The 14588-nt window shown below is 58.6% G+C and carries 16 protein-coding genes; 13 read left to right on the top strand and 3 right to left on the bottom strand.

Going from position 1 to position 14588, the window contains the following annotated elements; genetic code table 11:
- Positions 1 to 32 precede the first annotated feature (32 nt).
- The 7 genes from ACO1VH_RS03185 to ACO1VH_RS03155 all read left to right on the top strand — a co-directional run bounded on the left by ACO1VH_RS03185 (position 33) and on the right by ACO1VH_RS03155 (position 6942).
- Positions 33 to 1244, top strand: a complete 1212-nt coding sequence (locus ACO1VH_RS03185; RefSeq protein WP_486242384.1) for a patatin-like phospholipase family protein — start codon at positions 33 to 35, stop codon at positions 1242 to 1244.
- 127 nt (positions 1245 to 1371) lie between these two features.
- Positions 1372 to 1755, top strand: a complete 384-nt coding sequence (locus ACO1VH_RS03180; protein ID WP_486242382.1) for a guanyl-specific ribonuclease — start codon at positions 1372 to 1374, stop codon at positions 1753 to 1755.
- Between the two features lie 47 nt (positions 1756 to 1802).
- Entirely contained in the window at positions 1803 to 2201 is a 399-nt protein-coding gene (locus tag ACO1VH_RS03175; RefSeq protein ID WP_486242380.1) for a barstar family protein, read from the top strand.
- 151 nt (positions 2202 to 2352) lie between these two features.
- A complete protein-coding gene (gene purN, locus ACO1VH_RS03170) occupies positions 2353 to 2961 on the top strand; it encodes a phosphoribosylglycinamide formyltransferase (RefSeq protein WP_486242378.1) in 609 nt (202 codons plus the stop codon).
- Between the two features lie 51 nt (positions 2962 to 3012).
- Positions 3013 to 4275, top strand: coding sequence for an RsmB/NOP family class I SAM-dependent RNA methyltransferase (locus ACO1VH_RS03165; protein ID WP_486242377.1), 1263 nt, complete (start codon positions 3013 to 3015; stop codon positions 4273 to 4275).
- Positions 4276 to 4279: 4 nt separating this feature from the next.
- Positions 4280 to 5632 (top strand): mechanosensitive ion channel family protein, encoded by a 1353-nt coding sequence (locus ACO1VH_RS03160; protein ID WP_486242375.1) that lies wholly within the window; start codon positions 4280 to 4282, stop codon positions 5630 to 5632.
- A 116-nt stretch (positions 5633 to 5748) separates the two neighbouring features.
- A complete protein-coding gene (locus tag ACO1VH_RS03155) occupies positions 5749 to 6942 on the top strand; it encodes a DesA family fatty acid desaturase (protein ID WP_486242374.1) in 1194 nt (397 codons plus the stop codon).
- Positions 6943 to 7263: 321 nt separating this feature from the next.
- Here ACO1VH_RS03155 and rpmG read toward each other — a convergent pair whose 3' ends face one another.
- The 3 genes from rpmG to radC all read right to left on the bottom strand — a co-directional run bounded on the left by rpmG (position 7264) and on the right by radC (position 8524).
- Positions 7264 to 7431, bottom strand: coding sequence for a 50S ribosomal protein L33 (gene rpmG / locus ACO1VH_RS03150; protein WP_188379232.1), 168 nt, complete (start codon positions 7429 to 7431; stop codon positions 7264 to 7266).
- A gap of 24 nt (positions 7432 to 7455) precedes the next feature.
- Positions 7456 to 7692 (bottom strand): 50S ribosomal protein L28, encoded by a 237-nt coding sequence (gene rpmB / locus ACO1VH_RS03145; RefSeq protein ID WP_132257685.1) that lies wholly within the window; start codon positions 7690 to 7692, stop codon positions 7456 to 7458.
- A gap of 157 nt (positions 7693 to 7849) precedes the next feature.
- Entirely contained in the window at positions 7850 to 8524 is a 675-nt protein-coding gene (gene radC / locus ACO1VH_RS03140; protein ID WP_486242372.1) for a RadC family protein, read from the bottom strand.
- Positions 8525 to 8655: 131 nt separating this feature from the next.
- On the opposite strand from radC, the gene ACO1VH_RS03135 reads away from it, so the two are divergent.
- The 6 genes from ACO1VH_RS03135 (at position 8656) to ACO1VH_RS03110 (ending at position 14188) form a co-directional block, all read left to right on the top strand.
- Positions 8656 to 9111 carry an FKBP-type peptidyl-prolyl cis-trans isomerase gene (locus tag ACO1VH_RS03135; RefSeq protein ID WP_486242370.1) on the top strand — a complete coding sequence of 152 codons (456 nt, stop codon included), beginning with the start codon at positions 8656 to 8658 and terminating at the stop codon, positions 9109 to 9111.
- Between the two features lie 63 nt (positions 9112 to 9174).
- Positions 9175 to 10104, top strand: a complete 930-nt coding sequence (ispH, locus tag ACO1VH_RS03130) for a 4-hydroxy-3-methylbut-2-enyl diphosphate reductase (protein ID WP_486242368.1) — start codon at positions 9175 to 9177, stop codon at positions 10102 to 10104.
- Positions 10105 to 10514: 410 nt separating this feature from the next.
- Positions 10515 to 11444 carry a branched-chain amino acid ABC transporter permease gene (locus ACO1VH_RS03125; RefSeq protein WP_486242367.1) on the top strand — a complete coding sequence of 310 codons (930 nt, stop codon included), beginning with the start codon at positions 10515 to 10517 and terminating at the stop codon, positions 11442 to 11444.
- An 18-nt stretch (positions 11445 to 11462) separates the two neighbouring features.
- Entirely contained in the window at positions 11463 to 12677 is a 1215-nt protein-coding gene (locus ACO1VH_RS03120; RefSeq protein WP_486242366.1) for an ABC transporter permease subunit, read from the top strand.
- A gap of 12 nt (positions 12678 to 12689) precedes the next feature.
- On the top strand, positions 12690 to 13463 hold the full coding sequence (locus tag ACO1VH_RS03115; protein WP_486242364.1) for an ABC transporter ATP-binding protein: 774 nt from the start codon (positions 12690 to 12692) through the stop codon (positions 13461 to 13463).
- Positions 13463 to 14188 (top strand): ABC transporter ATP-binding protein, encoded by a 726-nt coding sequence (locus ACO1VH_RS03110; RefSeq protein WP_486242362.1) that lies wholly within the window; start codon positions 13463 to 13465, stop codon positions 14186 to 14188. Before ACO1VH_RS03115 ends, ACO1VH_RS03110 begins: the two co-directional genes overlap by 1 nt.
- Positions 14189 to 14588: the final 400 nt, after the last annotated feature.

The raw sequence follows: 14588 nt of genomic DNA, 5'->3' as shown, positions 1-14588 counted from the left end.
CCGAAACCGCAAACGCCTTAATAATGGATCGTATGCAAGATCGGAAAAAAATCGCATTGATCCTCACCGGCGGCGGCGCGCGCGCTGCCTACCAGATGGGCGTTCTGCAGAGCGTGTCCGCGATTCTGCGCGAGGCGGGATGGTCGCCCGACCGCAATCCCTACGACATCATCTGCGGCACGTCTGCAGGCGCGATCAACGCCACCGCATTGGCCTGTCATGCCGATGATTTCAGCATTGGACTGGATCGTATTACCAACGTCTGGGAAAACTTCACGGCAGAACAGGTCTATCGCGCCGATTCGCTGGGCGTGTTGCGATCCGGCGCACGCTGGCTGTCGCTGCTGTCGTTCGGCTGGCTGATGCGGAAGTGGCGGGCGAACCCGCCGATGTCGCTGCTGGACAATACGCCGCTGGTCAATCTGCTGAATCGTATGCTGAATCTGCCGAAGCTGGACAAGGCGCTGGCGGAAGGCAAGCTGCATGCGCTGGCGGTGACAGCATCGTCTTATACGGCTGGTCAGCACATCACTTTTTACCAGAGCGAGGCCGACATCGAGCCGTGGGTGCGTACGCAACGCAGCGCAGTGCGTGCGCAGATCGGCATCGAACATCTGCTGGCGTCGTCAGCGATTCCGCTGATTTTCCCGGCCACGCCGATTTTCTGTGCCGGCCGCCGCGAATATTTCGGCGACGGATCGATGCGTCAGTTGGCGCCAATCTCTCCGGCCATCCATCTCGGTGCAGACAAGGTGCTGGTGATCGGCTCCGGCCGTTTGCTGGAGCCGGCGATCGATCCTGCCGCGCATGCGCAGTATCCGACGCTGGCGCAGATTGCCGGCCATGCGATGTCCAGCATTTTCCTCGACAGTATCGCCGGCGATGTCGAACGCCTGAACCGGATCAACGAGACGCTGTCATTTTTGACGCCGGAGCAACTGGCCCGCACGCCGCTGCGGCCGATCCAGATGCTGTCGATTTCGCCATCGGAACGGCTGGACACGATTGCCAGCCGTCATATCGGCAGCCTGCCGCGACCGGTGCGCATGCTGTTGGCCGGTATCGGTGCAACTGAAGTGCGCGGTGCGGCGCTGGCGTCTTATCTGTTGTTCGAGAAAAGTTACACGTCGGAGCTGATCGCGCTCGGCCGCCAGGATGCATTGGCTCACAAGGCGGAGATACTTGCCTTTTTCACACAAGAACAGGGCGATAGCGTGACACCGGTGCTGCGCGCCGCCAGTTGAGCGGTGCTCGTCCGCTGATATTACGGCTCTGCGATTGATCTATTGCTTCCTTGCCAACAACACGGTACGCTCGATGCCGAAATGTGGCTGAATTGGTAAAAGCAGCCTTGAAACGAGGGAAATATTTGTGCAAACCAAATTTATTCGGCCTTTTTGGCTGTTTTTCGCTACATTACTGCTTTCTTTTAACGTTTTTGCCTTCGATTCGGGCAAATTAGGCGTTATTTCGTTCACCGAGCTGCCGCCGGAGGCGCAGCGAACGATCGCACTCATCCGCCAAGGCGGTCCGTACCCTTATGAAAAGGACGGAGCGATATTCGGAAATTACGAAAAGGTTTTACCGCAGCGAAAGCGCGGGTATTATCGCGAATTCACCGTAAAAACGCCGCGTGCGCGCAATAGGGGCGCCAGAAGGATCGTTACGGGCGGCGAGAAGCAGCCAATCGAGCAGCCAAGCGAATACTATTACACCGCCGATCACTATAGAAGTTTCAAACGTGTCGTAGAGTAAATATGGCCCTGTCGCCGATGAAAAATTTCCTGGAGGTAGAGGAACCGATGAGTTTGCTTAAAACCGTGCCGCCGAACGTGGTGCAGTCGATCCGCGCTTTCCGCGTGACCGATCTGCAGGCAGAGGCTGCGCAGCTTGGGCAGCATTTTCTGTACGCGCATTGCGCACATGCGGTGACGAAGCAGCAGGTGCTGACGACGATCGCCGAAGCGTTCCATTTCCCCCGCCATTTCGGCAAGAATTTCGATGCACTGTCCGACTGCCTGACCAGCCTGCCGCACAAGGCCGGCGTGCAGCCCGGTTTTCTGATCGTTCTGGAACAACTGCCGAACACCCCGAAATTCGACAAGGAAGCGCGCGAAACACTGCTCGACGTGTTCCGCGATGCTGCCGAATTCTGGGCTGACAAGAAAATCGCCTTCCGCGTCTTCTATTCCTTCCAGTAGTTCTCCCCGGCAGTTCTTTTCCGGCCGTCGTGAGACGGCTGTTTCCCCTGAATCCTTCCGTTTCGTCCGGCTCCTCTTGGCGAGGCGGAATGCCGCATCTTTGCTTGCATCCGCCGGATCGGCAGGGCGGCGGTACGGTACAATGCGCGCCATGAAAAAGATCGTCATTTTGATTTCCGGGCGCGGCAGCAACATGGAAGCCATCCTGCGCGCCGCCCGGGAGGAAAAATGGCCGGTACAGATTGCCGCCGTCATCAGCAACCGTGCGGATGCGCCTGGTCTGGCGATCGCACAGGTGCAAGGCATTCCTGCCATCGTGATCGCCAGCGGCGCCTATCCGACACGCGAGGCATTCGATGCCGAACTGCAGCGTACGATCGACGGCTTTGCGCCCGATCTGGTCGTGCTGGCCGGGTTCATGCGCATCCTGACTGCCGAATTTGTCGCGCATTACGCAGGGCGTATGCTGAATGTTCATCCGTCGCTGCTGCCAAGCTTCACCGGCCTGGCGACGCACCGTCGTGCGCTGGAAGCCGGCGTCAAGATCCACGGCGCGACCGTGCATTTCGTCACGGCCGAACTGGACCATGGGCCGATCATCGCGCAGGCGGCCGTTCGTGTCTTGCCGGACGATGACGAGCAGACATTGGCGGCGCGCGTACTGGCGCAGGAACACATCATTTATCCGCACGCGATCCGCTGCTTCCTTGAAGGGCAACTGTCGGTGCGCGACGGCATTGTCCGTATCGCCGATAAGTAATAAGTCGAGCAAATCCGAACAAACCTGAAGAATAGAACCGAAGGAACTGGCATGAGATTGTCCCCCGTCGTCATCGGCGGCACTGAAGAAGTGCTGCGCGAGGTCATGCGTTTTACCGGCCCGGCCGATGTCACGCTGTCGCATTATTTCCGCGCCCATCCGAAGCTGGGTTCGCGCGAGCGCGGCGTGATCGCCGAAGCGGTTTATGCGATCCTGCGAAACCGCGCGGTCTATACCAATTTTGCAGAATCGGGCAGCGGTCCGGCGATGCGGCGCATGGCACTGCTGGGCCTGGCGGAGGCAGTCGGTGCGGAATCGCTGGGTGGATTGACGGAAGAGGAGAACGGCTGGCTGGCGCGCGTGATGCAGATCGATCGCGACACCTTGCCTGTCGCCTTGCGCGCCAATCTGCCGCAATGGCTGTTCGATAAACTGGTCGAGCGCGACGGTGAAGCTGTGACGCTGGAACTGGCACACAGCATGAATCAGCCGGCGCCACTGGATCTGCGCGTCAATGCATTGAAAACCGGGCGTGACGATGTGATCGCCGAACTGGCAAAGGCACCCATCCAGTGCGAGCCGACGCCTTATGCGCCGCTGGGCATTCGTGTGCGCAAGAAGCCGGCGCTGCAGAACATGCCGTTGTTCAAGGATGGCGCGATCGAAGTGCAGGATGAAGGCAGCCAGTTGCTGTCGCAACTCGTTGGCGCCAAGCGCGGCGAGATGGTTGTCGATTTTTGCGCCGGCGCCGGCGGCAAAACGTTGTCGCTGGGCGCGGCGATGCGCAATACCGGCCGGCTATACGCATTCGACGTTTCCGACAAGCGTCTGGCGAAGCTGAAGCCGCGGCTGGCGCGCAGTGGCCTGTCGAACGTGCATCCGGTCGTGATCGCGCACGAGAACGATGCCAAGGTCAAACGCCTGGCCGGCAAGATCGACCGCGTGCTGGTTGACGCGCCGTGCAGCGGACTCGGTACACTGCGCCGCAATCCGGATATCAAGTGGCGGCAGACGCCGCAGGCGGTGACCGAACTGAACGAGAAACAATTGTCCATCCTGAACGGCGCGGCACGACTGGTGAAACCGGGCGGCCGGCTGGTCTATGCGACCTGCAGCATTCTCGATGAGGAAAACGAAGCGATCGTCGCGAAGTTTCTTGCGTCGCGCGACGATTTTGTGCTGGTGCCGATGAAGGATGTGCTGGCAGAACAGAAGATTTCGCTGGAAATGGACGACTACCTGAAGCTGCTGCCGACCCGGCACCAGACCGACGGTTTCTTTGCCGCAGTGCTGGAACGCAAGGGAAAGGCGTGACGCAATGAATCCGAATCTGCTTTCAACCTTCTGGGCCGATCTGTCGACCGATCTCGGCAATCCCGGATTGCGCTGGCAGATAGGAGCGCTGCTCTTGTGTATCGCAGTCGGCTGGCTGCTGGCACGCCTGATACGCGGCATGTTCGTCGCAGAGGGCGAGAAGCAGGGCGTGCGCCGGTTCGGTGTGGCGAGCTTTTCGCGCGTGCTGTGGCCGCTGCTGACGCTGGTGCTGATCGTGATCGCCAGACTGATCCTGGAACCGCTGATCGCGAATGTGGACTTGCTGCGCATTGCGATCCCGCTGATCGGTTCGTTTGCGTTGATCCGTCTGTCCTTCTACGTCATGCGGCGCATCTTTGCCAAGGGCGGCAGGGTCGGCAATTTCGTCCTGCTGTTCGAAAAGAGCTTCGCGCTGCTGGTTTGGGGCATTGTGGCGCTGCATATCACCGGCTTGCTTCCGGATCTGGAAGCCTTCCTGGAGCAGACGACGATACCGCTGGGCACGAACCGGGTGTCGATCATGACGGCGTTGCAGGCGGCGCTGTCGGTCTGCGTCACCATGATTGTCGCGCTGTGGGCTTCCGCACTGCTGGAAGAACGGTTGATGCATCTCACTACCGTGCATTCGTCGATGCGTGCCGTGCTGTCGCGCATGGCGCGCGCGGTGCTGGTGCTGCTGGCGCTGCTGATCAGCCTGTCGATGGTCGGCATCGACCTCACCGTGCTGTCGGTTTTTGGCGGTGCTCTGGGCGTTGGTCTCGGTCTCGGTTTGCAGAAGATCGCCAGCAGCTACGTGTCTGGATTCATTATTTTGTTGGAGCGCAGTCTGTCGATTGGCGACATGGTGTCGGTCGATCGTTTTTCAGGTCGCGTTGCGCAGATCAATACGCGTTATACGGTGCTGCGTACAGGCGACGGTTCGAGCGCCGTGGTACCGAACGATCTGTTTGTCTCCGGTTCCGTGCAGAATTTCTCGCTGATGGACAGTGTGGTGCAGATGTCGACGACCGTCGGCGTCGATTACCGCACCGATATCGATCTGGCGTTGCAATTGCTGGAACAGGCAACGCAGGACCAATCCCGCATTCGTCGTGACGGCGATCGCGCGCCGAAGGCCTTGATGATGGGATTCGGCGCCGACGGCATCAATCTGCAGTTGAATTTCTGGGTGAATGAAAGCGAGCGCGGCGGCGTGCTTTCCGATGTCAATCGAACAATCTGGAAACTGTTTCAGGCGCATCAGATCAACGTTCCTTTTCCGCAACGCGAAATCAGGTTGGCGGATGAGCAATATACGGTGGTAAAAGAGCGCCTAAATGTGCAACAAGCGGTTGCAAAACCCGATTTGCCGACCTAAAGGCGGTACAATTCTCTATTGTTTTGGGTAATTTCTCGCCGGTTACCCCTCGTATTTCGAAAAGGCGACCCCACTTGAGCGCCATGCCGATTTTCGGCATTTGATACGGAGACACAATGATAGACGCAGTACTCGACTTTTTTTCCAACGGCCTGACTCACGCCAGTGGCTGGGAAGTCTTCATTTTCACGGCGGTGATGACGCATATCACCATCGCCGCGGTCACGATTTTCCTGCATCGTTCGCAAGCGCATCGCGGTTTGGATCTGCATCCTGTGATGATGCACTTCTTCCGCTTCTGGCTGTGGATGACGACCGGCATGGTTACGAAGGAATGGGTCGCGATCCATCGCAAACACCACGCGAAGTGCGAGACCGAAGAAGATCCGCACAGCCCGGTTACGCGCGGCATCAAGAAGGTTTTCTTCGAAGGCGCGGAACTGTATCGCGAAGAAGCGAAGAACAAGGAAACGCTGGAGAAGTACGGTCACGGTACACCGGACGACTGGATGGAGCGTAATGTCTACACGAAGCACAGTGCGCTGGGCGTTACGATCATGCTGTTCATTAACATCATGCTGTTCGGCGTGATCGGCGTCACCGTGTGGGCGGTGCAGATGATCTGGATTCCGCTGACCGCGGCTGGCATCATCAACGGTATCGGCCACTACTGGGGCTATCGCAACTACGAATGCAACGATGCTGCGACCAACATTTTCCCGATCGGCATCATCATCGGTGGTGAAGAGCTGCACAACAACCACCATACCTACGGTACGTCGGCCAAGTTGTCGTCGAAGTGGTACGAGTTCGATATCGGCTGGATGTACATTCGTATCTTGGAATCGGTGGGATTGGCCAAGGTAAAGAAGGTTGCGCCAGAGCCGAAGTTCGAACATGGCAAGTCGCATCTTGATTTCAACACCTTGCAATCGGTGATCGCGAACCGTTACGACGTGACGGCCAAGTATGCAAAATCGCTGAAGAAAACCTGGCGCGAAGAGCGCGAGCATCTGCAAGAGAAGGCCAAGCTGGAATCCGGTTTCCTGCGTTCGACGAAGAAACTGCTACATCGCGAACCGGCCAAGCTGGAAGAGCCGCACAAGGCACAGCTGACCGAATTGTTCGCGCACAGCAAGGCGCTGAAGACGATGCACGAGATGCGTATTGAACTGGGTGCATTGTGGGAGCGTTCGCATGCGAGCCGCGAGCAGTTGCTGCATCAACTGCAGGACTGGTGTGCACGCGCCGAGGCTTCCGGCATTTCGGCATTGCGCGAGTTCTCGCTGAGATTGCGTAGCTACGCTTGATCTAGTGATTTTTCATGAAAAAGCCCGGCTTACAGCCGGGCTTTTTTGTTTCCATATGCATTGATGAGCGACTTTGTGCAGGCGTGATTTGTCGGGAAATTTGCCTCGATACGCGACGTCCATCAGGCTCGGCATGAATGGGAGCGACCTTTCGATTGGTGTCGCAGAATTACAAAAACTGCCACGGCGCCATGCCGGTCGATATCGTTGTGACTCCGCTTTTTTATATGGTAGTCACGGATCGTAGGTGGGTGGCGCTCCAACAAACGCCAATAAAAAAGCCGCTCGATGAGAGCGGCTTTCTTGCAACCAACAGATCAATCACTTGATCTTGGTTTCCTTGTATTCGACGTGCTTGCGAGCTTTGGGATCGAACTTGATGATCGCCATTTTTTCGGGCATCGTGCGCTTGTTCTTGGTGGTGGTGTAGAAGTGACCCGTACCTGCGGTCGACTCCAGCTTGATTTTGTCGCGGCCAGATTTCGCCATGATGGTTCCTCGTTATTCTGCTGGTTAGATTTTTTCGCCGCGTGCGCGCATGTCGGCCAGAACGGCGTCGATGCCGATCTTGTCGATCACGCGCAGGCCGGCGTTGGACAGGCGCAGGGAAACCCAGCGGTTTTCGGATTCAACGAAGATGCGGCGGTTTTGCAGGTTAGGCAAAAAGCGGCGTTTCGTCTTGTTGTTTGCATGGGAAACGTTGTTGCCGACCATCGGCCCCTTCCCGGTGACTTGGCATACACGTGCCATGATGCGCTCCTAAAAGATTCCAGAATTGGAAAAACAGCGAGTATAGCAAAAAAGACGCGATTATTCAATGACTTGTGAAAAACAATTGTGTCTTTGTTGATTCAATAATTTAACAATTCGAGACAAGCTAGGAAAAGATTTTCTCAGTGCTTTTCCGTCACAGTTCGCCATGCTCGGCGAACGAATGGACATGCCGGCCGGCGACGACGAAATGATCTAGCACGCGGACATCGACCAGTGCCAGCGCCTGTTTCAGGGCCTGCGTCAGCATATGGTCGGCCTGGCTGGGCTCAGGCGTGCCGGACGGATGATTGTGCGCAAGGATGACTCCGGCCGCATTGTGCGCCAGCGCGACCTTGACCACCTCGCGTGGATAGACCGACGCATGCGTCAGCGTGCCGCGGAACAGTTCGTCGCAGGCAATCAGGCGATTCTTCACGTCGAGGAACAGGACAGCAAAGGATTCATAGCTGCGGCCGCCGAGCAGCAGTTGCAGATACTGTTTGACCGCCTGTGGCGAACCGAGCGTGACGCCGTTCTGCAATTCTTCGGACAGCGAGCGCCGCGCCAGTTCCAGCACGGCTTGCAGCTGCGCGTATTTGGCCGGGCCAAGACCGTTGATGCTGGAGAAGTCCGTCAGTGAGGCGGAAAACAGGCCGCTCAGCGAGCCGAAATGCGTGACCATGTCGCGCCCGAGATCGACGGCACTTTTGCCGGCCACGCCGACGCGCAGGAATACCGCCAGCAGTTCGGCATCCGAAAGCTTGGCTGCGCCGTGCCGGATCAGCCGCTCACGCGGACGCTGGTCCGCCGGCCAGTCTGTAATCGCCATGTCTATCCTGTCGAGAAGGGAAAAAGCGGTCGCGGTCGGGGTGTTTCGCCGCGGATTTTTATCGTTCGCCCGGCAAGCCGATACAGGCAACGTGGCTTAAAATGACGCCTGTCGTGCAAACCGGAAATGTCATGTCAAATTTACCACATCCCGTCGTCACCGAATCCGCGCACCTGACGCTGCATTACCGGTTGGCTTCGGAAGAGGGTGAAGACATCGTCAGCACCTTCGCCGACAATCCGGCGACGCTGCAGTTGGGACAGGGGCAACTGGCGCCTTTTCTGGAGCAATGTCTGATCGGCCTGGAAGAAGGTGTACACCGCACGTTCGAATTGCCGCCAGAGCGCGCCTTCGGCCCGCGCAATCCCGAACTGCTGCAGCGCATTTCGCGTGCGACGCTGGACGATCGCTCCGGCCCGGGCGAGGAATATGCGATCGGCGATCTGGTGGAATTCGCAGCGCCGGGCGGCGGACAATTCGCCGGCGTGCTGCGCGAACTGGATGACGATACGGCGCTGTTCGACTTCAATCATCCGCTGGCTGGCCGGCCGCTGCGATTCGAAGTCAGGATCATCGGCATACTGTAATGACCGCATCGGCTGTGCACGCATTGCACGCTGTGGGACATGAAGAAACGAAACAGGAACGAAATGGAAAGTGAAATCCTCTTGGCCCAGCCGCGCGGTTTTTGCGCAGGTGTCGATCGGGCAATCGAGATCGTCGAACGCGCGCTGGTCGAATTCGGTGCGCCGATCTACGTGCGCCATGAAATCGTGCACAACGCCTATGTGGTGACCGATCTGCGCAGCAAGGGCGCGATCTTCATCGAGGAACTGGCCGACGTACCAGCCGGTAATACGGTGGTGTTTTCCGCGCACGGCGTTTCGAAGGCGGTGCAGCAGGAAGCCGAACAGCGCGGCCTGCGCGTTTTCGATGCAACCTGCCCGCTGGTGACCAAGGTGCACATCGAAGTCGAGAAGATGCGCCGCGACGGCCGCGAGATCGTCATGATCGGTCATGCCGGCCACCCCGAAGTGGAAGGCACGATGGGGCAGACCGAGGACGGCATGCATCTGGTGGAAACCGTCGACGATGTCGAAAAGCTGCAGGTGAAGGATCCGGATCTGCTGTCCTACGTGACGCAGACGACGCTGTCGATCGACGATACGCGCGACGTGATCGCCGCATTGAAGAACCGGTTTCCGAATATCTCCGAGCCGAAGAAGGCCGACATTTGCTACGCGACGACGAACCGCCAGGAAGCCGTGAAGTTCATGGCGCCGCAGGTTGATCTGGTGATCGTCGTCGGCAGTCCGAACAGTTCCAATTCCAACCGCCTGCGCGAAGTGGCCGAAAAGCGCGGCGTGCCGGCGTACATGGTCGACAATGCAGCGCAGATCGATCCGGCATGGCTGGCCGGCAAGCGCCGCATTGGCGTGACGGCCGGCGCTTCGGCGCCCGAGGTGCTGGTGCAGGCCGTCATCGACCGCCTGAAGGAATGCGGTGCGAAAAATGTGCGCACACTGGAAGGCGTCGAGGAAAACGTCACCTTTCCGTTGCCCAAGGGGCTGAAGAAATAACGGTGCGTCGCCATTCTTCATGCGGCGGTGGAACGCAGGCATTCCACGCCGGTCGAAGCAACGGAAACGACGGACGATGTGCCGCAATCCAATGATGCAGCCAGGCAGCCTTCGTCCAATACGTGTATTCGCGAAGGTATTCTGTATAATCCGGCCCGATTTGCCGTGGCATCGCGTTGCGGCACCAATACAGAGACAAGAATGGAGACCATGAAGATGACGCACTTTCGCCTTTCCGCCATTTTCGCGTTCGTCATTCGTCTCGCCGGATAAGCGGCAGACACACGATGCGGCACTCTGACTGATCAGAGTGCCGTTTTGTTATCCGGAACGATCTTTGCGTGTGACGCGGCTGTATAACGTTGTAATAACGTTGTTTGCGGCAATCTTCTTCTGAGAGCGGATTCGACATGGATATTTTCATCCAGCAGATCATCAACGGCCTGGTACTCGGCAGCATGTATGCGCTGGTGGCGCTTGGCTATACGATGGTCTACGGTGTGCTGAACCTGATCAACTTTGCACATGGCGACGTGCTGATGATCGGCGCGATGGCGGGGCTGACGATTCTGCACATGCTGGAATCGGTGGCGCCGGGCCTGCCGGGCATCGTCAAGATGATCATCGCGATTCTGGGTGCGATCCCGGTCTGCGTGATCGTCAACATCGTCATCGAACGCGTCGCCTACCGTCGCCTGCGCAATGCACCGCGATTGGCACCGCTGATCACGGCGATCGGCGTGTCCATCCTGCTGCAGACGCTTTCGATGATGATCTGGGGCCGCAGCCCGATTCCGTTTCCGCAAGTGATGCCGTCCGATCCGATGCACGTCATGGGGGCACTGATTTCGCCGACGCAGGTGATGCTGCTGATTCTTGCCGCTGTGGCGATGGGTTTGCTGGCCTTGCTGGTCGAGAAAACGAAAATGGGAAGGGCTATGCGCGCGACTGCCGAAAATCCGCGCGTGGCGGGATTGATGGGCGTCGATTCGAATCGCGTGATCGTGATGACCTTTGCGATCGGTGCGACGCTGGCGGCGATCGCCGGCGTGATGTGGGCCGCCAATTATTCATCGGCGCAGTTTGCGATGGGATTCGTGCCGGGATTGAAAGCTTTTTCGGCTGCTGTGCTCGGCGGCATCGGCAATATCTACGGTGCGATGCTGGGCGGCATCCTGCTCGGCCTGATCGAAAGCCTGGGGGCGGGTTATATCGGGGATCTGACCGGCGGCTTCTTCGGCAGCAACTATCAGGATATCTTCGCGTTCGTCGTGCTGATCATCGTTCTGACGCTGCGGCCGTCCGGCATCATGGGCGAGCGTGTGCCCGATCGTGCATGACGACGTGAAGGAGCCGCCATGTCCCGCTATTTTGATCTGACCAATCATCCACGCCAGGCGCGTATCAGTATTGCAGCGATTTTCATCCTCGCACTGATCTTCCCGTTCGTCGCGCAGCACTTCGGCAATTCCTGGGTGCGCATCATGGATCTGGCGCTGCTGTACATCATGCTGGCGCTTGGCTTGAACATCGTTGTCGGTTTTGCCGGCCTGCTCGATCTCGGTTACATCGCGTTCTACGCGATCGGCGCCTACCTGACCGGGTTGCTGGCTTCGCCGCAGTTCGCCGCCGTGCTGGAATCCTTTGTCAACCAGTATCCGGTCGTAGGCGAGACGCTGTTGGCGATCTTCGGGCCGGAAATCGCGCAGGACGGCATCCATCTTTCGCTGTGGGCCATCGTACCGTTGGCGGCGCTGATCGCGGCGCTGTTCGGCGCCTTGCTCGGTGCGCCGACGCTGAAATTGCGTGGCGATTATCTGGCGATCGTCACGCTCGGTTTCGGCGAGATCATCCGCATCTTCATGAACAACCTGAATGCGCCGGTCAACATCACGAACGGCCCGCAAGGCATCAACCTGATCGATCCGATCCGCATCTTCGGCGTGTCGCTGGCCGGCGAACCGGGTTCCGGTTCGATAGTGAAGATCGCCGGCTTCAGCATGCCGTCGGTGAATGCGTATTACTTCCTGTTCCTTGCCTTGTGCATTGCGATCATCTTTATTTCCGTACGCCTGCAGCATTCGCGGCTCGGCCGCGCTTTCGTTGCCATCCGCGAAGACGAGATCGCGGCCAAGGCGATGGGCATCAACACGCGCAACGTGAAACTGCTGGCCTTTGCGATGGGCGCGTCGTTCGGCGGCGTGGCTGGCGCAATGTTCGCCTCGTTCCAGGGTTTCGTGTCGCCGGAATCGTTTTCGCTGACCGAATCGATCGCGGTACTGGCGATGGTGGTGCTGGGTGGCATGGGACACATTCCTGGCGTCGTGCTGGGTGGCGTATTGCTGGCAGCATTGCCGGAAGTGCTGCGTCACGTCGTTGAGCCGGCGCAGCGCCTGTTGTTCGGCAAGGTGCTGATCGACGCGGAGATTCTGCGGCAACTGCTGTACGGACTGGCGATGGTGCTGATCATGCTGAATCGTCCTGCGGGATTGTGGCCGTCGCCGAAGGTCGAAGACAGGCCGGTTACAGATAACGACATCGAAAAGGAATCGAACGATGTGGTTGCAGCGTAAGAGGGCAGGGGAATGACGGAAGCGCAGATCATGCTCGAGATCGCCGGCGTCAGCAAACGCTTCGGCGGCCTGCAGGCGCTGTCGGACGTCAGCGTGCGCATCCGGCGCGGCCAGATCTACGGATTGATCGGCCCTAACGGCGCGGGCAAAACGACTTTCTTCAATGTGATTACTGGCTTGTACCAGCCGGACGACGGCACCTTCGAACTGGCGGGCAAGCCGTATTCGCCATCTGCGCCACACAAGGTAGCAAAGGCCGGCATTGCGCGTACCTTCCAGAACATCCGCCTGTTCGGCGAGATGACGGCGCTGGAGAACGTGATGGTCGGCCGCCATGTGCGTACGCACCAGGGTTTGCTGGGTGCGGTACTGCATCACCGCGCTGCGCGCGAGGAGGAAGCCGGCATCCGCAAGCGTGCGATGGAATTGCTGGAATTCGTCGGCATCGCACAATTCGCCGAGCGTACCGCGCGGCATCTGTCCTACGGCGATCAGCGCCGTCTGGAAATCGCCCGTGCGCTGGCGACCGATCCGCAACTGCTGGCGCTGGACGAACCGGCGGCCGGCATGAACGCGACCGAAAAGCTCGGGCTGCGTGATCTGCTGCAGCGCATCCGCGAAGCCGGCGTCACGATTCTTTTGATCGAACATGACGTGAAGCTGATGATGGGTTTGTGTGACCGCATCACGGTGCTCGATTACGGCCGCATCATCGCGGAAGGCACGCCGGCTGAAGTGCAGAACGATCCCGCGGTGATCGAAGCCTATCTGGGAGGAGCGCACTGATGGCGAAACCTCTGCTGCAGATCGCCGGTCTGAAAGTGGCCTACGGCGGCATCCAGGCTGTCAAGGGCATCGATCTCGACGTGTGTGAAGGCGAGCTGATTGCGCTGATCGGTGCCAACGGCGCAGGCAAGACGACGACGCTGAAGGCCGTCACAGGAACCTTGCCTGGCAGCCGCGTCGAAGGGCATATCGAATATGACGGCAAGCCGATCAAGGGTTTGCATTCGTTCCAGCTGGTCGAGCGCGGCATGGCGATGGTGCCGGAAGGGCGTGGCGTATTCACGCGCATGTCCATCCACGAAAACCTGCTGATGGGCGCCTACATGCGCAACGACAAGACCGGTGTCGCGGCCGACGTCGACAAGTGGTTCGATATCTTTCCGCGCTTGAAGGAACGCTCGGCCCAGATGGCCGGTACGCTGTCCGGCGGCGAGCAGCAGATGCTGGCGATGGCGCGTGCACTGATGAGCCATCCGAAGCTGCTGTTGTTGGACGAGCCGTCGATGGGACTGGCACCGATCATGGTGGAGCGCATCTTCGAGGTCATTCGCGATGTGGCATCACAAGGCGTGACGATTCTGCTGGTCGAGCAGAATGCGAAACTGGCGCTGCAGGTGGCCAATCGTGCCTATGTGATGGAATCCGGACTTGTCACGATGCAGGGCGATGCAAGGCAGATGCTGAGCGACCCGCGCGTCAAGGAAGCTTATCTCGGCGAGGGGTGATGATCGCCAAGGTCATCGGCCTTGCTCCTTGATGCCATCGCCGCGTCATTGCGCATTTTCTCCGTCGGTTTTTATCCTCCCATTTCTTCGCAGATGCCTGCTTTGCACCTTGGCTGTGCAAGGCGGGCATTTTTGCTTTCTGCCTGTGCTGTGCGGGCATCGAAAGATGCATGCTGTCGCACTTCCATTTGCCGCTATCGTTTTCATCTGACTGAACGATAGTGCGGTTCTTCTCTGTAGCTGCATGTCTTCGCGTATCTCGCGGCGTGCATGGCACCAAGCTTGCTTAGTGTGGGGTGGTTTGTAAAAACTACGGATTTCTACGATCCGTTTCCCATCTTTCTCCCCCTTTTTCTTGACAAGTGTATTTATTCGGCCTAACTTGCACCAAAACTGACAT

The sequence above is a fragment of the Oxalicibacterium sp. genome, from assembly GCF_057353965.1.
This window is presented reverse-complemented; position numbering and strand designations above follow the sequence as displayed.